The sequence below is a fragment of the Paraburkholderia rhizosphaerae genome (genome assembly GCF_004366595.1).
Classification (GTDB): Bacteria; Pseudomonadota; Gammaproteobacteria; order Burkholderiales; family Burkholderiaceae; genus Paraburkholderia; species Paraburkholderia rhizosphaerae.
Genome location: NZ_SORE01000016.1, coordinates 59,497 through 76,759, shown reverse-complemented (window position 1 = coordinate 76,759; position 17,263 = coordinate 59,497). Strand labels below are relative to the sequence as shown.

The 17,263-nt window shown below is 65.2% G+C and carries 19 protein-coding genes and 1 other RNA gene; 9 read left to right on the top strand and 11 right to left on the bottom strand.

Annotation, left to right across the window (positions count from 1 at the left end; genetic code table 11):
- Positions 1 to 72 precede the first annotated feature (72 nt).
- Together BX592_RS20770 and BX592_RS34525 are read left to right on the top strand one after the other, a co-directional pair.
- On the top strand, positions 73 to 489 hold the full coding sequence (locus BX592_RS20770; RefSeq protein WP_134193987.1) for a DNA polymerase III subunit chi: 417 nt from the start codon (positions 73 to 75) through the stop codon (positions 487 to 489).
- A gap of 133 nt (positions 490 to 622) precedes the next feature.
- Positions 623 to 1,105: a DUF2486 family protein gene (locus BX592_RS34525; protein ID WP_134193985.1), complete on the top strand. Its 483-nt coding sequence runs from the start codon at positions 623 to 625 to the stop codon at positions 1,103 to 1,105.
- Positions 1,106 to 1,196: 91 nt separating this feature from the next.
- On the opposite strand, the gene BX592_RS20760 is transcribed toward BX592_RS34525, so the two are convergent.
- Positions 1,197 to 1,538: a c-type cytochrome gene (locus tag BX592_RS20760; RefSeq protein WP_134193983.1), complete on the bottom strand. Its 342-nt coding sequence runs from the start codon at positions 1,536 to 1,538 to the stop codon at positions 1,197 to 1,199.
- Between the two features lie 214 nt (positions 1,539 to 1,752).
- Positions 1,753 to 3,426, bottom strand: coding sequence for a dihydroxy-acid dehydratase (ilvD, locus tag BX592_RS20755; protein WP_134193981.1), 1,674 nt, complete (start codon positions 3,424 to 3,426; stop codon positions 1,753 to 1,755).
- A gap of 166 nt (positions 3,427 to 3,592) precedes the next feature.
- Here ilvD and BX592_RS34520 point away from each other — a divergent pair, with 166 nt between their 5' ends.
- Together BX592_RS34520 and lgt are read left to right on the top strand one after the other, a co-directional pair.
- The gene (locus BX592_RS34520) at positions 3,593 to 4,765 is read left to right on the top strand and encodes a LysR family transcriptional regulator (RefSeq protein WP_243849645.1); all 1,173 of its coding nucleotides are present in this window, start codon (positions 3,593 to 3,595) and stop codon (positions 4,763 to 4,765) included.
- 96 nt (positions 4,766 to 4,861) lie between these two features.
- The gene (lgt, locus tag BX592_RS20740) at positions 4,862 to 5,776 is read left to right on the top strand and encodes a prolipoprotein diacylglyceryl transferase (RefSeq protein WP_134193979.1); all 915 of its coding nucleotides are present in this window, start codon (positions 4,862 to 4,864) and stop codon (positions 5,774 to 5,776) included.
- 175 nt (positions 5,777 to 5,951) lie between these two features.
- Here lgt and BX592_RS20735 read toward each other — a convergent pair whose 3' ends face one another.
- The 5 genes from BX592_RS20735 to BX592_RS20715 all read right to left on the bottom strand — a co-directional run bounded on the left by BX592_RS20735 (position 5,952) and on the right by BX592_RS20715 (position 8,380).
- The gene (locus BX592_RS20735; protein ID WP_134193976.1) at positions 5,952 to 6,683 is read right to left on the bottom strand and encodes an SIMPL domain-containing protein; all 732 of its coding nucleotides are present in this window, start codon (positions 6,681 to 6,683) and stop codon (positions 5,952 to 5,954) included.
- Positions 6,684 to 6,878: 195 nt separating this feature from the next.
- Complete coding sequence (locus BX592_RS20730; protein WP_134193975.1) at positions 6,879 to 7,349, bottom strand: EVE domain-containing protein; 471 nt, start codon at positions 7,347 to 7,349, stop codon at positions 6,879 to 6,881.
- A gap of 128 nt (positions 7,350 to 7,477) precedes the next feature.
- Positions 7,478 to 7,659, bottom strand: a non-coding RNA gene (gene ssrS / locus BX592_RS20725) — 6S RNA.
- Between the two features lie 47 nt (positions 7,660 to 7,706).
- Positions 7,707 to 8,021 carry a cell division protein ZapA gene (locus BX592_RS20720; RefSeq protein WP_134193974.1) on the bottom strand — a complete coding sequence of 105 codons (315 nt, stop codon included), beginning with the start codon at positions 8,019 to 8,021 and terminating at the stop codon, positions 7,707 to 7,709.
- Positions 8,018 to 8,380: an ATPase gene (locus tag BX592_RS20715; RefSeq protein ID WP_134193972.1), complete on the bottom strand. Its 363-nt coding sequence runs from the start codon at positions 8,378 to 8,380 to the stop codon at positions 8,018 to 8,020. Before BX592_RS20715 ends, BX592_RS20720 begins: the two co-directional genes overlap by 4 nt.
- 752 nt (positions 8,381 to 9,132) lie before the next feature.
- On the opposite strand from BX592_RS20715, the gene BX592_RS20710 reads away from it, so the two are divergent.
- From BX592_RS20710 to cobC, 5 genes are all read left to right on the top strand, one after another.
- The gene (locus BX592_RS20710; protein ID WP_134194143.1) at positions 9,133 to 10,140 is read left to right on the top strand and encodes a FecCD family ABC transporter permease; all 1,008 of its coding nucleotides are present in this window, start codon (positions 9,133 to 9,135) and stop codon (positions 10,138 to 10,140) included.
- The gene (locus BX592_RS20705) at positions 10,137 to 11,012 is read left to right on the top strand and encodes an ABC transporter ATP-binding protein (RefSeq protein ID WP_134194141.1); all 876 of its coding nucleotides are present in this window, start codon (positions 10,137 to 10,139) and stop codon (positions 11,010 to 11,012) included. The genes BX592_RS20710 and BX592_RS20705 overlap by 4 nt, the downstream gene beginning before the upstream one ends.
- 23 nt (positions 11,013 to 11,035) lie before the next feature.
- On the top strand, positions 11,036 to 12,088 hold the full coding sequence (cobT, locus tag BX592_RS20700) for a nicotinate-nucleotide--dimethylbenzimidazole phosphoribosyltransferase (protein WP_134193970.1): 1,053 nt from the start codon (positions 11,036 to 11,038) through the stop codon (positions 12,086 to 12,088).
- Positions 12,089 to 12,196: 108 nt separating this feature from the next.
- Positions 12,197 to 12,955 carry an adenosylcobinamide-GDP ribazoletransferase gene (locus BX592_RS20695; RefSeq protein WP_134193968.1) on the top strand — a complete coding sequence of 253 codons (759 nt, stop codon included), beginning with the start codon at positions 12,197 to 12,199 and terminating at the stop codon, positions 12,953 to 12,955.
- Positions 12,940 to 13,530, top strand: coding sequence for an alpha-ribazole phosphatase family protein (gene cobC, locus BX592_RS20690; RefSeq protein ID WP_134193967.1), 591 nt, complete (start codon positions 12,940 to 12,942; stop codon positions 13,528 to 13,530). The genes BX592_RS20695 and cobC overlap by 16 nt, the downstream gene beginning before the upstream one ends.
- Positions 13,531 to 13,597: 67 nt before the next feature.
- On the opposite strand, the gene BX592_RS20685 is transcribed toward cobC, so the two are convergent.
- The 4 genes from BX592_RS20685 to cobU are packed head-to-tail and all read right to left on the bottom strand — an operon-like array spanning position 13,598 to position 17,235.
- Positions 13,598 to 14,593: a cobalamin-binding protein gene (locus BX592_RS20685; protein ID WP_134193965.1), complete on the bottom strand. Its 996-nt coding sequence runs from the start codon at positions 14,591 to 14,593 to the stop codon at positions 13,598 to 13,600.
- Positions 14,594 to 14,612: 19 nt separating this feature from the next.
- Entirely contained in the window at positions 14,613 to 15,665 is a 1,053-nt protein-coding gene (cobD, locus tag BX592_RS20680; protein ID WP_134193963.1) for a threonine-phosphate decarboxylase CobD, read from the bottom strand.
- A 56-nt stretch (positions 15,666 to 15,721) separates the two neighbouring features.
- Positions 15,722 to 16,657, bottom strand: coding sequence for an adenosylcobinamide-phosphate synthase CbiB (gene cbiB, locus BX592_RS20675; protein ID WP_208327938.1), 936 nt, complete (start codon positions 16,655 to 16,657; stop codon positions 15,722 to 15,724).
- Positions 16,658 to 16,659: 2 nt separating this feature from the next.
- Positions 16,660 to 17,235, bottom strand: coding sequence for a bifunctional adenosylcobinamide kinase/adenosylcobinamide-phosphate guanylyltransferase (gene cobU, locus BX592_RS20670; RefSeq protein ID WP_134193959.1), 576 nt, complete (start codon positions 17,233 to 17,235; stop codon positions 16,660 to 16,662).
- Positions 17,236 to 17,263 lie beyond the last annotated feature (28 nt).

The window sequence follows — 17,263 nt, the reverse complement described above, 5'->3', positions numbered from 1 at the left end:
GCGCGCAGTTGCTTCGCATGTCCGGGCGCAGTCGGGCAGCCTGGACGGCGCGGGCGAACGGCGAGGGCGAGCATGACGCGCATCGACTTCCATTCGAACGTCGGCGATTCGCTGTTGTACGCGTGCCGCCTTGTGCGCAAGGCGTATCAGGCCGGCCAGCCGCTCGTGGTGCTGGCCGAGCCGCCGCGGCTGCGCGCATTCGACGAGCAGTTGTGGACGTTCTCGCCGCTCGACTTCGTGCCGCATTGCATCGCCGGTAGCGCGCTGGCCGCCGATACGCCGGTCGTGCTCGCCGCGAATCTCGACGAAGCGCCGCATCATCAGATCCTGCTGAACCTGGGCGCGACGGTTCCCGCGCAGTTTGCGCGCTTCGAGCGGTTGCTCGAAGTGGTCGGCAATGCGCCGGACGAACTGGCGGCCGGTCGCGATCGGTATCGCTTTTACCGCGATCGCGGCTATGCTCTGAATAACTACAAGCAGGGCGGCTAGCCCGCAGGCCCGCGAATTGCGGGCACGAAGGCAAGCACCAACGACACGCCCGACCTGCAGCACATCACGGGCTTCTCCCGCCGGGCCTGGTTCTGGCTCATCGGTTCGTCCGACTTATCGACGGAGTGCACCTATGTCCCATCCCAACGATCCTTCTTCTCCCGAGACCGCGATTCCCGTTCTGAGCGAGGTGATCGTACAGGGCGATCCGGCGCAGGCGCGTGACTTGCCCGAACTCTCCGACGTTTTGTCGGAGGAGCCCGCATTCGTGACGCCGCCGGCCTCGGCGCAGGCGCAGACTGCGCCTGCCGCATCCGCTGCCGCGCCAGCCTCTGGCGCGCCTGCAACTGCCGCGTCCACTGCGCCCACCGCGCCTTCCACACCGGACTACGACGCCGATCTGATCGCCGAGCGGCTGCGTGGCCGTTTCGCAAGCTATCTGACCGGAGAAGGGCGCACGTTGATCGAAGCACGCTGCCGCGATGCGATCGAGGACCACACGACGTGGCTCATCAACCAGATCACGCGCGAAGTGGCGTTTGCACTGGAAACGGAGATGGCGGTCTGGATTCGCGAGGCCATTCGCGAAGAGCTGAAGCTGCGCGGCGCAAGCTAGCGACCGGGCAAGCGCCGCGCGCCGAAGCTGTCGTGGCTGCTGCGACGACGCTTATTTGCGCTCATTTGCGCCTACTCGAGCTTGCTTAAGCTTACTTGAGCGACAGAATCCAGCTTGCGAGCTGCGCGGCTTCGTCCGGCGTGACCTGCGTATTGGCGGGCATCGGCACCTTGCCCCACACGCCCGTGCTGCCTTCGACAATCTTATGCGCCAGGTATTGCGACGCATCGCTGCGCGCCGCGTAGCGCGCGGCGATATCGTGCAGCGACGGCCCCATCACGTGCCGGTTGACTGAATGGCAGCTCAGGCAGTTTTCCTGCCGAGCGAGCGCGAGGCCCGGCGACGCTTCAGCGCGCGCGGCCGGTCCGAACCACGCCACGGCCAACGCCAACGCGCCTGCCCACCCCATTGCCGCATACGCCTTCGATTTCATCGTGGTCTCCACCGGCAACGGCGCGTGGCTTAGGGTGCCCGCGGTTCTGTTCGTTTTGCTCGTACCGGGTGCCGGCATTATAAAAGCAAAGGGGCACACGACTTTTTTGTCGTGTGCCCCTTTGCTTTCGGGTAACGCAGTACCCGCGCGTACCGGCAGTGAAACCGCGGAATTCGAACGGCGCCGCACGCGGCGGCGCCCGCCGAAATGCCGCTTAGCCGGTTACCGCGCCCTTGTGCGCCGGCTGTGCGAGCGCCGCGAACTTCGCGAGCACGCCGCGCGTATAACGCGGCTTCGGCTGCTTCCACGCGGCGCGGCGGCGTTGCAGTTCCGCGTCGTCGACGTTCAGTTGCAGCAGCAGCTTGTGTGCGTCGATCGTAATCGAATCGCCTTCCTGCACCAGCGCGATCGTGCCGCCGACGAACGCTTCCGGCGCGACGTGACCGACCACCATGCCCCACGTGCCGCCGGAGAACCGGCCGTCGGTGATCAGGCCGACCGATTCACCCAGACCCTTGCCGATGATCGCCGAGGTCGGCGCCAGCATCTCCGGCATGCCCGGGCCGCCTTGCGGGCCGAGATAGCGAAGCACCAGCACGTCGCCGGCCTTGATCTTGTCCGCGAGAATCGCGTCCATCGCGCTTTGCTCGTCGTCGAATACGCGCGCCGGGCCGGTGATCACCGGGTTTTTCAGGCCGGTGATCTTCGCAACTGCGCCGTCTTCCGCGAGGTTGCCCTTCAGGATCGCAAGGTGACCTTGTTTGTACAGCGCCTTGTCGACCGGGAAGATCACGTGCTGATCCTTACGCGGCTGCGACGGCACATCCTTCAGTTCTTCTGCGAGCGTGCGTCCGGTGATCGTGATGCAGTCGCCGTGCAGCAGCCCTGCGTCGAGCAGAATCTTCAGCACCTGCGGGATGCCGCCGGCCTGATGCAGGTCGGTCGCGACATACTTGCCCGACGGCTTCAGGTCGCAGATAACCGGCACGCGCTGGCGGATGCGCTCGAAATCTTCGATTTTCCAGTCCACTTCCGCCGCGTGCGCGATCGCAAGATAGTGCAGCACCGCGTTGGTCGAACCGCCGGTTGCCATGATCAGCGTGACCGCGTTCTCGATCGACTGCTTCGTGATGATGTCGCGCGGTTTCAGGTCCTTCTTCACTGCTTCGACCAGCACGCGCGCCGATTCGGCGGCCGAGTCGACCTTTTCCTGGTCCGGGTTCGCCATCGTCGACGAGTACATTAGCGACATGCCGAGCGCTTCGAACGACGAGCTCATCGTGTTCGCCGTGTACATGCCGCCGCACGAACCGGTGGTCGGGCACGAGTTCTGTTCGATGCCCTCGAAGTCGGCTTCGGACATACGGCCCGCGGTGAATTCGCCGACCGCCTCGAACGACGAAACGATCGTCAGCGCCTGACCCTTCCAGTTGCCCGGCTTGATCGTGCCGCCGTACACGTAAATGCCCGGCACGTTCGAGCGCGCGAGACCGATCATGCCGCCCGGCATGTTCTTGTCGCAGCCGCCGATCACGACCACGCCGTCCATCCACTGGCCTTGCACGCAGGTCTCGATACAGTCGGCGATCACTTCGCGCGACACGAGCGAGTACTTCATCCCTTCGGTGCCCATCGACATGCCATCCGAAATGGTCGGCGTGCCGAAAATCTGCGGGTTCGCGTCGGCGCCCTTGACCGCGGCAACGGCCGCGTCGGCCAGCCGCTGCAGGCCGGCGTTGCACGGGGTGATCGTCGAATGGCCGTTGGCGACGCCGATCATCGGCTTGTCGAAGTCATCCTTCTTGTAGCCGATGGCGTAATACATCGAACGGTTCGGCGAGCGGGCGACGCCTTGCGTGATGTTCTTCGAACGACGGTTGTACGACATGAGGAGCTCCATCCGGTTTGTTGTGATCGGTGCGCCGGCGGCTGCGTGCACAGGTCAGATGCAGTGTAGGCCGCGCGCGTCGCGCAAGAATGCAGTTTTCACGAAAGAATGTCCAATATATTATTGATGGCTTATTAGGTCGAAAAACGTATCAAAGGATCCATCGATGACAACCCCGGTCATGCCGGATCTGCGGCAGTTGCGCTATTTCGTCGCGGTCGCCGAAGAGAAGCACTTCGGCCGCGCGGCGGCGCGTCTGTCGATGACGCAGCCGCCGCTGTCGCAGGCGATCCGCGCGCTCGAAGAAACGCTTGGCGTCGAACTGTTCGCCCGTACGAAGCGCTCGGTCGAACTGACACCGGTCGGTGTCGATCTGCTGCCCGAAGTGCGGCGTCTGCTGGCGAGCGCGGAGGCGTTGCGGCCGCTCGCGCAGAGTCTCGCGCGCGGGGAATCGGGCGGGCTGTCGCTGTCGTTTGTGTCGACCGCCGACTACGGGTTGCTGCCCCCGCTGTTGCGCGATTTTGGCGTGCGCCATCCGCGCGTGCGGCTGCAACTCGCCGAAGCGACCAGCGACGTGCAGTTCGAAGAACTGGTCGCGGGCCATATCGACGCGGGGCTGGTGATCGGTCCGCTGCCGCCGCGGTATGCCGCGCAGCTGTCGTGGCTGCCGATTGCGCGCGAGCCGCTGGTGATCGCGATGTCCGCGCAGATGGCGGCGCAGATCGAGGCCCAAATTGATGCGGTTAAGGAGCGCAACGCGAAACAGACAGAGGATCGCAGCGCGCACGTCGCTGACGAACGCAACGCGAAGAGCACAAAGGATCGCAGTGCGCGGACCACTGGGCGACTCGACGCGAAGGCTACCCAGAAGACCATCCAGAAGGCCACTCAGCAGGCCCGCGTGCAGGCGGCCCGTAGAGCGCCTGAGGAAAACGGAGGCGAGCATCCGTTGCCGGTTCCCGCCGAATGGCGCGACACGCCGATCAGTTTGCGTGATGCGGCCGATGCACCGCTCGTCATCTTCCCGCGGCGTTTGGCGCCAGGCTTTTATGACATCATTATGGATTGCTACGGCGTCGCCGGCGTCACACCGCGCATCGGGCAGGAAGCGATCCAGATGCAAACCATCGTAAGCCTCGTGTCGGCCGGCATGGGCGTCGCACTGGTGCCGCAATCGCTGCGTAATCTGCGGCGCACCGGTGTGGTGTACCGGCCGTTGACCGAGGCGGTGCCGGCGATCGAAACGGGGCTCGTATGGCGTACCCAGGCGGTCAGTCCGGTGCTGGCCGGTTTCATCGAGATCGCGCGTGCGCATGCGGCGGGTTCGGGGCGCGATTGAACGCCCGCGCAACTGGCCGGCTCCAACTTCAGGTCCAACAACTCGGTCCCTTCATCCGACTCTATCTTCCAGAACCGAACTTCGATAATCCACACGATGCTTATTCACCCGAATTTCGATCCCGTCGCCATCCACCTGGGGCCGCTCGCCGTGCGCTGGTACGGCCTGATGTATCTCGTCGCCTTTATCGCGGCGATCGTCGTTGCGCGGCTGCGGCTGCGCCTGCCGCATGTGGCCGCGCAGGGCTGGACCGCCAAGGATATCGACGACATGCTGTTCTACGGCGTGCTCGGCACGATACTCGGCGGCCGGCTCGGTTATGTGCTGTTCTATAAGGCGAGCTTCTACTTCGCGCATCCGCTCGAGATCTTCAAGGTGTGGGAAGGCGGCATGTCGTTCCATGGCGGCTTTCTCGGCGTCGTGATCGCAATGACGATCTTCGCGCGGCAGCGCAACCGCACATGGATGCAGGTGACCGACTTCGTCGCGCCGATGGTGCCGACCGGTCTTGCGGCTGGGCGTCTCGGCAACTTTATCAACGGCGAGTTGTGGGGCCGTGTGACCGATCCGTCCGCGCCATGGGCGATGCTGTTTCCGGGCGCCGCGAATGACGACGCCGCATGGCTCGCGGCGCATCCGCAGCAGGCCGCGCAATGGCACCTGAACGAAGTGTTCGCGCAATATCATCTGCTGCCGCGTCATCCGTCCGAGCTTTATGAAATCGCGCTCGAAGGCGTCGCGCTGTTTTTCGTGCTGATCCTGTTCTCGCGCAAACCGCGGCCGGTCGGCGCCGTGTCGGGGGTGTTCCTGATCGGCTATGGTCTTGCGCGCTTTATTGTCGAGTTCGCACGCGAGCCTGATGATTTTCTCGGCTTGCTGGCGCTTGGGTTCTCGATGGGCCAGTGGCTGTCGCTGCCGATGATCGTTGCGGGCATCGTGATGCTCGTATGGTCGTATCGGCGCGCGGGACGGCAGGCGCAGCAGCCGGTGAATGCGAGCGGAAGTTCGTGACGCAGACCCGACGGGTCGGTTGGCGTGCGGCTTGCGGCGATAGCCGTGCATGGCCATGATGAACAAACGCCACGGCATGCCGTGGCGTTTTCGCTTGTTTCCGCTGCCGTTGCGGCGTTGTCACGATGCACGTGTAGCAACGGAGCCCACGTGTCATACAGCGCGCGTCACTTCACTACTTCATCTGCACCGAGCCCGATACGTTCACGGTGACCGTCGACATGCCGCCTTCGAGCGGTAGCGGCGCGGCTTTCGCGTCGGCGGACATCGCGCGCGCGTTCATCATCATCATCGGGCGCGGCTGGATCAGGCCACTTTGGCCGACGTTGACTTCGCGAATCGAATAGCTGTTGTAGCCAAACGCTTGTGCGGACGACGCGGCCTGCTGCCGGAACGACGCAATCGCCTGGCCGGTCAGCTTCTGCTCTGCCGTGCGTTGCGCTTCCGGCGACAACGAGAATTGCACGTTGCCGACCTGCATGCCCGGCGCCATCTGCCCCGCGAGCTTCGACGCGGCCGCGAAATCGCGCGACTCGAGTACGACCTCGGTGCGCCCGCGCCATGCGGAGATGCGGCCGTCGCGATCGGTCGATGGGAAGATTGAGAACGAACCTGTGCGGGCGGTCACGCCGGCGACGCCTTTGGCCTTTTGCAACGCGGCGTCCGCGCGCTGGTTCAGCGTGTTCGTCAGCGACGATGGGTCGCTTGCTTCCTGTTCGAAGAACAGTGTGATATTGACGACGTCCTGCGGCACTTCAGCGCTCGCTTGTGCATTGAGCGACAGCACGCCGGACGGCTGCGGCGGCACGATGGTTTGCGCGTGTGCAGCGATCGGCGCGAGTGAAAACAGCAGCGGTACGACGCAGGTTCCGGCGAGCGTCCATGCGAGGCTGGTTTTTTTGATCATGGCTTCGACTCCTAGGTTAGGCGAGGGCGCTCGCAGACGCGGCGATGCGATGTGATGCATGCTAATGCGAGCTTGCAGGTCCCTTGCGATCCCGTTAGGCGGTAACCTTGACGATCTGGTTCCCGAATGATGCTCGAGCTGGTCCTCGATAACGCGCCAGACGATGCCGGACAGCGGTGTGCGAGCACCGCGCCGTTATGCAGCAGGCTTCGCGAGCCGCTTCGTAATGAATTTCCACTCGGCGTCGGTCACCGGCGTGATCGACAAGCGGTTGCCTCTTGCGAGCACACGCATGTCCGCGAGTTCGCCGTGCTCGCGCAGCGCGGCCAGCGGAATCAGCTGCACCTTCTTTTTGAACACGACATCGACGAGCATCCAGCGCGGTGTTTCCTGCGACGACTTCGGGTCGAAGTACGGGCTCTTCGGATCGAACTGCGTGGGGTCGGGATAGGGCGTCGACGACACCTCGGCGAGCCCCGCGATACCCGGTTCAGGGCAGCTCGAGTGATAGAACAGCACGCCGTCGCCAACCGTCATCACGTCACGCATGAAGTTGCGCGCCTGATAGTTGCGCACGCCGGTCCACGGTAGCGTGCGCCGAGGCGCGGACTCGAGATCGTCGATGCTTGCTTCGTCCGGTTCGGACTTCATTAGCCAGTAGCGCATAAGTCGAAGGGAACGTGACGTTAAGGGCCTCGTGGGGCGGCACCGATCACAACACCGTGATCGCACCCCCCTGATTGCAACACCCAAATGAAAAACGGCATCGGACGATTGTCCGATGCCGTTTGATATAGGTCCCCGCCATAGCCGCTAGGCCGGCATCCTGAACCGGAGGTTCAGAATTGGTCGCAGTTAGCAGCACTTCGGGTACATCAGACAGAGTGACGCGCACGCCCGTGCTACAAATTTCCGCAACCGTGCACATGGCATTGGTTCAAGGAATATATGACCTTGGCGAACCAGGCAGGGAAGCTAAAACCAGGTGAAGCTCAAACCACTTGAACGGTGCTCGCAGATACGTTAGTGGGCACTGTATTGCTCGATCACTGCATCGAGTTGCTCGTTCATTTGCGCCATTGTACGCCGGATTTCTTCGGCGGGAAATGATTCCCCATGGCGAACACTCGTTTGCAGTTGAAGCAGTTCCGATGCCAGCGAAAGGGCCGCCATGACCGCGATCCGGTCCTGGCCGCGCACGTTGCTGTTCGAGCGGATTTTCGTCATTTCGGCGTCGACGCGTGCGACCGCTTCGAGCAGGTCGGCTTCGGTTTCCGGCGAGCAGGCAAGGCGATATGACTGGCCGAGAATCGACACTTCGATCTGCTTTGTGGTCATGCGTTTTCTCCGTGACGGGTCACGTCGTGCGCGCTTTCGTGCGCTTCTTCGTGATGCTCAGGGGCGAGCAGGTCGAGCTGGTTGTCCGGCTCGCCTTGCGCACGAGCACGCGGCAGCTTTTCGAGGATCGCGTTAAGGCGCACCTGCGCGTCGTCGATCTTGGCCGACAGCGTATCGCGTTCGGCTTGCAACGCATTGCGCTCTTCGCGAAGCTGCTCGAGTTCCGCGCGCGTGGCGTCGCATTCGGCACGCGACTGCGCGAGCTGCGCCTCGAGTGTGGCGCGCGCTTCCTGATGGCGATGACTGATCTGGATCAGGCGGCCGATGTTCTTTGACAGGGTTTCGAGTTCGGTGAGCATGGGCTGCGTCCTCTAAAGACCCGGGCATTTTAGCGCGGAATGCCCGGCGTACGGGCATTTGTCTCGTTTCGAGACGTAACAGCAGCGCTTTGTACGGGGGTGATTGCGTATCAGGCGTCGCGGGTGCAGTACGCGCGATGCGCAAAACACTCAACGTATACGTGTTTTTTGCAGGGGGCAATGTGTGATCGCTGTGACATCGAACAGAGGATTGCGTTTGGCGACGCACGATGAACCAGCAAAGCGCGGGCCGCGCGACGTGGCTATCGTACGGATCCGTTCGGCCTGCCGATCTATCCGGACGGTGGACCCCCTCCATTCATCACCCGCCATCGCGCGCCATCGGCACGGTCATATACCGATGGTTTGCCCGTTCGCACACGGCAGGCGAGATGCGTAGCAAGCCTCTCGCGCAGCCAGATTAGCGACTCGTGGGTATTCCAATGGCCGCGGGGCAAACAGTTACTATCTCGGCTATGGGCATCTTCAGCCGCACCTGGAAGGCGACTGCAAGCTGGTCCGATCTGTCGTGGCACAACATCATGAAACCTCTTCGACAATGACGATGAACCTGCCTTCACATACCGCACTTGCACGCGCCGCGCGCGTTGGCTTGCGGACCGGCAGCGACCATGGGCCCGGCTTGCGGATCCAGCCGACTCCACAATCCAGACGGCGCGCGCCCAATGCGTGCAACCGCGGTGACTGAACTCGCGCAGATAAACCGGCCCGCAACGAAAGTTGCGCATGCAATGACCGCGCGTCGTGCGGCCACGATCTGGTCGGCGCTCGGCGTGCTTGTGCTCGCGGTCTTCGTCGCGTCGCTTGCACTCGGCAGCGTGCCGGTGGCGCCCGCGCGCGTGCTCGCCGCGCTCGTGTCGTCGTCGCATGGCGGACCGGACGATCTCGCCGGCGAAATCGTCCGCTCGCTGCGGCTGCCGCGCGCGCTCGCGGGCTTTGCGTGCGGCGCGTTGCTCTCGCTTGCCGGCGCGCTATTGCAGGTGCTGTTGCGCAATCCGCTTGCGGAACCGTATGTGCTCGGTGTATCGGGCGGCGCCGCCACATTCGCGTTGTTCGCGATGATCGCCGGCTGCGCATGGTGGGTCGTCGACGCGAGCGCATGCGCGGGCGCGTTTGCGTCGATCCTCGTCGTGCTCGGACTCGCACGTGGCGAGTTGTGGCGGGGCGAGCCGCAGGACACGTCGCCGCGTCTATTGCTGACGGGCGCGGTGATTGCCGCCGGCTGGGGCGCGGTCATCACGCTGCTGTTGACCGTCGCACCGGAAAGCCGTCTGCGCGGGATGCTGTTCTGGCTGACCGGCGACCTGAACGGCGGCACGCTGCCATGGGCCGCGCTCGCGGCAGCCGTGTTCGCGCTGGCGATGATCGTGCCCGTCGCACCGCAATTAAACGTGCTGCTGCGTGGCGACGCCGCGGCGCGTGCGCTTGGTGTGCCGGTCGTGCGCTTGCGTCTGCGCGTGTACCTCGTCGCATCGCTGGCGACCGCTGCCGCGGTGACCACCGGCGGCACGATCGGCTTTGTCGGTCTGGTTGTGCCGCATATGCTGCGCCTCGCGTTCGGCAACGACCAACGGATGCTGCTGCCCGCGGCCGCGCTCGGCGGCGGCGCGGCGGTAATGGGCGCGGACCTCGTCGCGCGCACGGTGATCGCGCCCGCGCAATTGCCGGTCGGCGTGATCACCGCGCTCGCCGGCGTGCCGGTGTTCCTGTGGATGCTGTTGCACAGGCGGCGCGGGTGAACGCGCATGCATCCGGCGCGGCTGCCACGCTGCGCGCACATCATCTGACCTTGCGCGCCGGCGCGCGCACGCTTGTCGAAGATTTCACGCACACGTTCTATCCCGGCGAGAGCTGGTGCATCGCCGGGCCCAACGGCGCCGGCAAGACCACCTTGATCGCGACGCTCGCGGGGCTGTTGCGTCCGGCTGCCGGACATGTCGAGCTTGACGGCGTGCGCGCTTCCGACTGGCCGCCCGCGCGGCTCGCGCAACGGCGCGCGCTGATGCCGCAGAGCGTGCACGATGCGTTCAGCGCCAGCGTGCTCGATGTCGTGCTGCTGAACCGCTTTGCGCATCTGACCGGTTGGGGCTGGGAGCGCGCGGCCGATCGCGCGGCCGCGCAGGCCGCGCTTGCGCGGCTCGGTCTCGCGGACTTCGCGCGGCGCGACGTGCTGTCGCTATCGGGTGGTGAACGCCAGCGTGTCGCGCTGGCCGCGGTACTGTGCCAGCACGCGCCGCTGCTATTGCTCGATGAGCCGCTCGCGCATCTCGATCTGCATCATCAGATCGGTTGCCTCGAAGCGCTGGACGCATGGATGCACGAGCGGACGAACGACGCCGCGCGCACAGTCCTGTTTTCATGCCACGATCTGAATCTCGCACGGCGGTTTGCGACGCATGCGCTGCTGCTGGATGGCCGCGGCGCGACCTGGACGGGGCCGGCGCGCGACGTGCTGACCCCGGAACTGGCGAGCCGCGCGTTCGGCTATCCGCTCGCGCTGATTCGCGACGGCGACCACGAAGCGCTGATTCCCACGCTACGGCCTGATGCGGTAACCCGCTCGAACCCACCACCGGCTCGCGATGGCGACTCACCGGCTTCATCCTGTTGACGATCCTGACTCGAATTGACCCAATGACTCTCGCGACCATCTTGCCCGCCATCGAACCGCTCGACCAGACGATGCGTGCCCAACTGCAGCACCTCATCGATACGAAGACGAAGCCGCCGGGCAGCCTCGGCCAACTCGAGGCGCTCGCGCTGCAGATGGGCCTGATCCAGCGCACGACGCGCCCGCGCATCGAACGTCCGGTAATCATCGTGTTCGCTGCCGATCACGGCATCGCGGCGGCCGGCGTGAGCCCATATCCGCAGGCGGTCACCGCGCAGATGGTGGTGAATTTTCTCGCGGGCGGCGCGGCGATCAACGCGTTCTCCGGCGTCGCGGGCGTGACGCTCGAAGTGGTGAATGCGGGCGTCGCAATGCCGCTGCCGGCCTCTGGTCAACTCGTCGATATTCCGGTCGCTAACGGCACGCGCAACTTCGCGCAAGAGCCGGCGATGACGCGCGAGCAAGCGCTAAGCGCATTGCAGTCAGGCGCGGCGCGGGTTCGGCATCACGCGGCGCTCGGCACGAACGTGATCGGCTTCGGCGAGATGGGTATTGCGAACACATCGGCCGCCGCATGCCTGATGAGCCGGCTCTGTGCGCTGCCGATCGATGCGTGCGTCGGGCGCGGCACCGGTCTCGACAATGCCGGGCTCGCGAAGAAACGCGACGTGCTCGCGGCCGCGCTCGAACGTCATACGAACGCGATCGAGCCGCTCGACGTGCTCGCCACTTTTGGCGGCTTCGAGATCGCGATGATGGCGGGCGCTTATCTGGCTGCCGCGCAAGCGCGCATGACGATCGTGGTCGACGGTTTTATCGCGACTGCCGCGCTGCTGGTCGCATTGGCTTTGGCGCCGGCCGTGCGTGAGTACTGTGTGTTCGCGCATGCGTCGAACGAAACCGGACATCGCCGGATGCTCGAGCATCTGCGCGCCGAACCGCTGCTGGCGCTCGATCTGCGGCTCGGCGAGGGCACCGGTGCGGCGCTCGCGATGCCGCTGCTGCGCGCAGCCGTCGCGTTCGTCAACGAGATGGCGAGTTTCGAAGCGGCCGGCGTGGCGAATCGCGATGCGTGAACCGTCATACGTTGCGTGCTTGCATCAACGGGCGCACGCGCAGTCGAGTGAACGTTCGCGCAGCGTGCGCATTCGCACCGGCTGGAACGGATGCGAAGGTGCGCGACGATGAACCCACTCGCTGAATTGCGTTACTTCCTGACTGCGCTCGGTTATTTCACGCGTGTGCCGGTGCCGCGCTGGGTCGGCTACGAGCCGCACTATCTGAACGGCGCGGCGCGCTACTTTCCGCTGGTCGGTGTGCTGGTCGGCGCGCTTGGTGCGCTCGTCTATCTCGCGGCGCTGCGTTTCTTTCCTGCTGGCATTGCGGTGCTGCTGTCGATGGCGGCGACGCTTCTCGTCACCGGCGCATTTCATGAGGACGGCCTTGCGGATTGCGCCGATGCGTTCGGTGGTGCCTATTCGCGCGATGATGTATTGCGCATCATGCAAGACTCGCGGATCGGCGCTTTCGGCGCGATCGCTCTGATGATCGCGCTCGCGCTCAAATGGCAAACGCTCGCGGTGTTGCCGCCGCTGCGCGCGGCATGGCTGATGGTGGCCGCACACGCGGCAAGCCGTGCATGCGCGATCAGCTACCTGGTTACGTTCGATTACGTGCGTGCGGAAGGCAAGGCCAAACCGGTCGCGCAGCGGATGACGCACAGCGCGTTCGCGTGCGCGCTGATGCTGGGCGTGCCGTGGCTGTTCTGGCCTGACTGGCGCGAAGGTTGCTTGATCGCAGGCGTACTGTTCGTACTGCGTATCGCGCTGGGTCGCTATTTTCTGCGCCGCATCGGCGGCTATACCGGCGATTGCCTCGGCTTTGCGCAGCAGATCTTCGAACTGGCTATCTACCTGACGGGGGTCGCATGGATGTGGTCCTGATCCGTCATCCGGCGGTGAACGTCGATGCGGGTGTGTGCTACGGCGACAGTGACGTGCCACTGGCAGCCGGGCCTGATGTGTCGGCCGAAGCGCTCGCGGTACGTTTGGCGACCTTGCAGGTGCCCGCGCCGCGTGTCGTGCTGACGAGTCCGCTGACGCGCTGCGCGACCGTCGCCGCGTCGCTGGCCGCCAACTTCGGTTGTAGCGTGAGCAGCGACGACAGCCTGAAAGAGATGCACTTCGGCACATGGGAACTGCAGCGCTGGGACGATATCGATCGTGCGCTGCTCGATGCATGGGCCGAGGATTTCGAAGGCGCGCGGGTGCACGGTGGCGAGAGCGTTGCGCAGTTTGTGTCGCGTGTGCGTACGTGGTTCGATGTGTTCGAGCAGACGCGCGAGTTGAGCCCCGCGTATGTCGTCACGCATGCGGGCGTAATGCGGGTGATCGCGGCGCTGACGCTGGGGCTTGGCATCGATGCGTGTCTGCCGTGGGTGCTCGATTCGGGTGCGCTCGTCTGGCTCAGGCGCAACGACGCGACGATGAAGTGGGCGATCGTGCGGTGGAATGCGTGATTGCTGCGCATTGATGTGCGCTTGACCTGCGCCTCTACCCGCGCCTCGACTCACGTCGCCGATCGGTCTACGGCCGCTGCGGAGTTGGCCTGCGTGAACGCGCGACGTCGAAGTCCTCGCACAATCGTGCGGCACCTTGCGCGAGTCGCGGTGTCGGCCGGTTGATCAGGTCGCCATCGATCGCAAACAGGTTGTTGCGCGCGACCGCGGTGATGGCCGGCCACTCGCGCCAACTGTCGAGCTGAGGCAATGCGGTATTCGGCGCGGTGGCGCCCGGCGCTGCGGTGACGATCGCTTCGGGGTTCGCTGCCAGCACCGCCTCGGTCGACACGGTGGGCACCAGCGGTTCCAGGTGTGCGAACACATTGTGTCCGCCGCATAGTGCGATCACATCGCTGATCAGATGCGTGCCGTTCAATGTCATCAGCGGGCGGTCCCATACTTCGTAGAACACACTCACTGGCGGCTTGCCCGCATAGCGCGCACGCAACTGTGCGATGCGCTGCCGATAGTCGCTTGCGGCTTTGTCGGCGATGGCGGTGGTGTCCAGGAGTTTGCCTAGCTTCGTCAGCGTGCTCGCGATATCGTCGAGATCACGCGGCTCGCTGAAAAACAGCGGCACGTGCAGATCGCGCAACTGTTCGATCTGCCGCGCTGCGTTGCCATGTCGCCAGACGACGATCAGATCCGGCCGCAACGCGACGATACGCTCGAGATCGAGCGCCTTGTTGTCGCCGACGCGTGGCAGTTGCTTCGCTGCCGGCGGATAGTCGCTATAGCTGACCGCGCCGACGATCTTCTTGCCGCCGCCTGCCGCGTACAGCAGTTCGGTCGTGTGCGGCGCGAGGCTGATCACGCGTTGCGCGGGAGCGTTGAGTGTGACCGCGGCGCCGGTGTCGTCGGTGACGGTGATCGGTGCCGCTGCGACGAGCGACGCGTGTGCGCTCGCGACAGCGGTACACGCGATGCAGGCGAGCCGCGTGATGGGTGAGATGCGTGAGATGCGTGAGATGCGTGAGATGCGTGAGATGCGTGCGATGTGGGTGTAGGCGAGGGAAAACATGTAATGCGCGCGCATGGTCTTAACGTGCGCGATGCGCATCGATTGCGCCCACACTTTCTTCGACCGCGAGTTCCAGCCGCGTCCATTCGTCTTCCGATGCGGGCAGACCGAAGCGTACGCTCGCGGGCTGCGGCTGCGCGAATAGTCGTGTCCAGATGCCGCGCTCCGCGAGCGCGCGATGCAACTCGTGTGCGCGTGGATCGGCGGTCCACGCGAACAGCGGCGTGGCATGCGCGGTGAACCGTTGCGTGCGCAACAACGTCGCAAGCCGTTCGCCTTCTTTGGCAAGCCGTGCGCGCATCTGCTGTTGCCATTGTGTATCGGCAAACGCCGCCGACACCGCGTGTCGCGCGGGACCGCTGACCGTCCATGCGCCGAGCGTGTCGCGCAGCGGGCTGAGCAGCGCAGGTTGCGCGAGCACGAAGCCCGCTCGCACTCCAGCAAGACCAAAGAATTTTCCTGGCGAACGCAGCACGACCAGCCCCGGCCGCGCGACAAATGATGCAAGCGACGCAGACGTAGACGTAGACGCCGACATGGCATCTGCAAACGCTTCATCGACGATCAACGTACCGCCGCGCGCCGACAACTGCGCATGCCAATCGAGCAGCGTGTCAGCACTCGCGTAGTCAGCGGTCGGATTGTTCGGGTTGACGATCACCGCATGAGTAATCGTTTCGGGCAACGTCGCATGCGCCGCATCGAGCGGCACGACCTCGTGTCGGGCGCGCGCGAACGCCGGCGCGTATTCGCTGTACGTGAGCGGTGCGATTCCAACTGTCGCGCGCGGCAGCAACGCGGGCAGCGCGCGAATCGCCGCCTGACTGCCCGCGACCGGCAGCACGTGCGACTCATCCGGCGCGCCGTAGTAGCGCGCGGCCCGCGCGGCAAAACCATCGCCGTCGTCGGGCAGGCAGCGCCATGCGTCGGCCGGGACTGGCGGTACCGGATAGCCGTGCGGATTGATGCCCGTCGACAGATCGAGCCACTGGTCATGCGCAATGCGATACAGACGCGCGGCTTCGTGCAGATTGCCGCCGTGCGTGATCGGGTGAGCAGGGGTGTCGGTCATGGGCGAATGCAAGGTAGTCGATGGCCGGGTTGCTTTCCGGCGCTTATGCGTGGATCTCATACCTGGAGCGGTACGCTCAACAGCGCGAGCACGATCAGCACTGCGAGCCACAGAATGCCGGTGCGTTCGACCAGCGCGAGCGCCGCATTCACATGCGCGGCGGTGGCTGGCTGACCCGCGCCCAGCGTCGGCCGTCGCTCGATCTCGCCGTTGTAGACCGCGGGCCCGCCGATCAGCACATTCAGGCTACCCGCGCCCGCGGCCATCACCGGCCCGGCGTTAGGACTGTCCCAACGCGCCGCCTGCTCGCGCCAGCAGCGCCACGCGGTGCGCGTGTCGCCAAGCAGCGCGTAGCTCGTCGCGGTCAGGCGCGCCGGCACCCAGTTAAGCACGTCGTCGATACGCGCGGCGGCCCAGCCGAAGCGTAGGTAGCGCGGCGTCCGGTAGCCCCACATCGCATCGAGCGTGTTCGCAAGCCGGAACGCGAGCGCACCCGGGCCGCCAAGCAGCACGAACCAGAAGAGCGCGCCGAACACCGCGTCGTTACCGTTTTCGAGCGCCGATTCGACCGCCGCGCGTGACAGCGCCGCTTCGTCCGCATGCGCGGTTTCGCGCGAGACGATTCGCGCGGTCAGCGCGCGCGCTTCATCGATATCGCGCCGCGCGAGCGCGTGCGCAATCGGCGCGATATGTTCGCGCAGGCTGCGCGCGCCGAGCGCGAACCACAACAGCGCAACGTGCAGCACGCAGGCGAGGGTGACCGGCAGAATCTCGACCAGCACCCACGACACAGCGACCGGCGGAACGACGGCGAGCAGCCATGCGAACAGGCCGACAGGCCGGCCGCGGCGGCCGGTGTTGTAGTGCGCCTCGAGCCGCATCGCGATGCGGCCGAACGCTTCGAGCGGGTGATGGCGGCGCGGCTCGCCGAACCAGCGGTCGACAACCATGCCGGCGGTCGCGCAGGCAGCGATCAGGGGCATCGACAGCATGATCAGCGGCCGCTCGCGTTGGTTGCCGCTGCGTTTGGCGCGGCGGGTTTCAGCACGAGCGGCAGGCCCGCGACCATCATCGTCACGGCATTCGCGCGCGCGGCGATGCGCTGGTTGAGCCGGCCGAGTTCATCGACATACAGGCGCGTCGCGGCGCCGAGCGGCACGACGCCCAGGCCGATCTCATTGCTGACGACGATCACTTTTGCTTCCGCGGCGGACAGCGCCGTATCGAATGCGTCGAAATGCTGTCGGTAGCTTTCGGTGGGTGCGGTATCGTCGGGCGGGCACAGCAGATTCGCGAGCCACAGCGTCAGGCAGTCGATCAATATGCAGTGGCCGGGTGCATCCGCGGCCGCGAGTGTGCCGGCCAGATCGACCGGCGCTTCGATCACGCGCCAGTGCGCGGGCCGCCGTGCGCGGTGAAGCGCGACCCGCGCGGCGAATTCGTGATCGGCGACGCGCGCGGTCGCGATGTAGGTGACGGGGCGGGCGCTGTCGCTCGCCAGCCGTTCGGCGTGCGCGCTTTTGCCGGAGCGCGCACCGCCGACGATAAAGGTGACGTCGGGTGAAATCATCGCGTGATTGTACCGGCGCGATGGGATA

Bases quoted from the DNA above. Each gene is read 5' to 3' on its own strand.
- BX592_RS20770 (WP_134193987.1), top strand. From the start codon at position 73: ATGACGCGCATCGACTTCCATTCGAACGTCGGCGATTCGCTGTTGTAC.
- BX592_RS34525 (WP_134193985.1), top strand. From the start codon at position 623: ATGTCCCATCCCAACGATCCTTCTTCTCCCGAGACCGCGATTCCCGTT.
- BX592_RS20760 (WP_134193983.1), bottom strand. From the start codon at position 1,538: ATGAAATCGAAGGCGTATGCGGCAATGGGGTGGGCAGGCGCGTTGGCG.
- ilvD (WP_134193981.1), bottom strand. From the start codon at position 3,426: ATGTCGTACAACCGTCGTTCGAAGAACATCACGCAAGGCGTCGCCCGC.
- BX592_RS34520 (WP_243849645.1), top strand. From the start codon at position 3,593: ATGACAACCCCGGTCATGCCGGATCTGCGGCAGTTGCGCTATTTCGTC.
- lgt (WP_134193979.1), top strand. From the start codon at position 4,862: ATGCTTATTCACCCGAATTTCGATCCCGTCGCCATCCACCTGGGGCCG.
- BX592_RS20735 (WP_134193976.1), bottom strand. From the start codon at position 6,683: ATGATCAAAAAAACCAGCCTCGCATGGACGCTCGCCGGAACCTGCGTC.
- BX592_RS20730 (WP_134193975.1), bottom strand. From the start codon at position 7,349: ATGCGCTACTGGCTAATGAAGTCCGAACCGGACGAAGCAAGCATCGAC.
- BX592_RS20720 (WP_134193974.1), bottom strand. From the start codon at position 8,021: ATGACCACAAAGCAGATCGAAGTGTCGATTCTCGGCCAGTCATATCGC.
- BX592_RS20715 (WP_134193972.1), bottom strand. From the start codon at position 8,380: ATGCTCACCGAACTCGAAACCCTGTCAAAGAACATCGGCCGCCTGATC.
- BX592_RS20710 (WP_134194143.1), top strand. From the start codon at position 9,133: ATGACCGCGCGTCGTGCGGCCACGATCTGGTCGGCGCTCGGCGTGCTT.
- cobT (WP_134193970.1), top strand. From the start codon at position 11,036: ATGACTCTCGCGACCATCTTGCCCGCCATCGAACCGCTCGACCAGACG.
- BX592_RS20695 (WP_134193968.1), top strand. From the start codon at position 12,197: ATGAACCCACTCGCTGAATTGCGTTACTTCCTGACTGCGCTCGGTTAT.
- cobC (WP_134193967.1), top strand. From the start codon at position 12,940: ATGGATGTGGTCCTGATCCGTCATCCGGCGGTGAACGTCGATGCGGGT.
- BX592_RS20685 (WP_134193965.1), bottom strand. From the start codon at position 14,593: ATGTTTTCCCTCGCCTACACCCACATCGCACGCATCTCACGCATCTCA.
- cobD (WP_134193963.1), bottom strand. From the start codon at position 15,665: ATGACCGACACCCCTGCTCACCCGATCACGCACGGCGGCAATCTGCAC.
- cbiB (WP_208327938.1), bottom strand. From the start codon at position 16,657: ATGCTGTCGATGCCCCTGATCGCTGCCTGCGCGACCGCCGGCATGGTT.
- cobU (WP_134193959.1), bottom strand. From the start codon at position 17,235: ATGATTTCACCCGACGTCACCTTTATCGTCGGCGGTGCGCGCTCCGGC.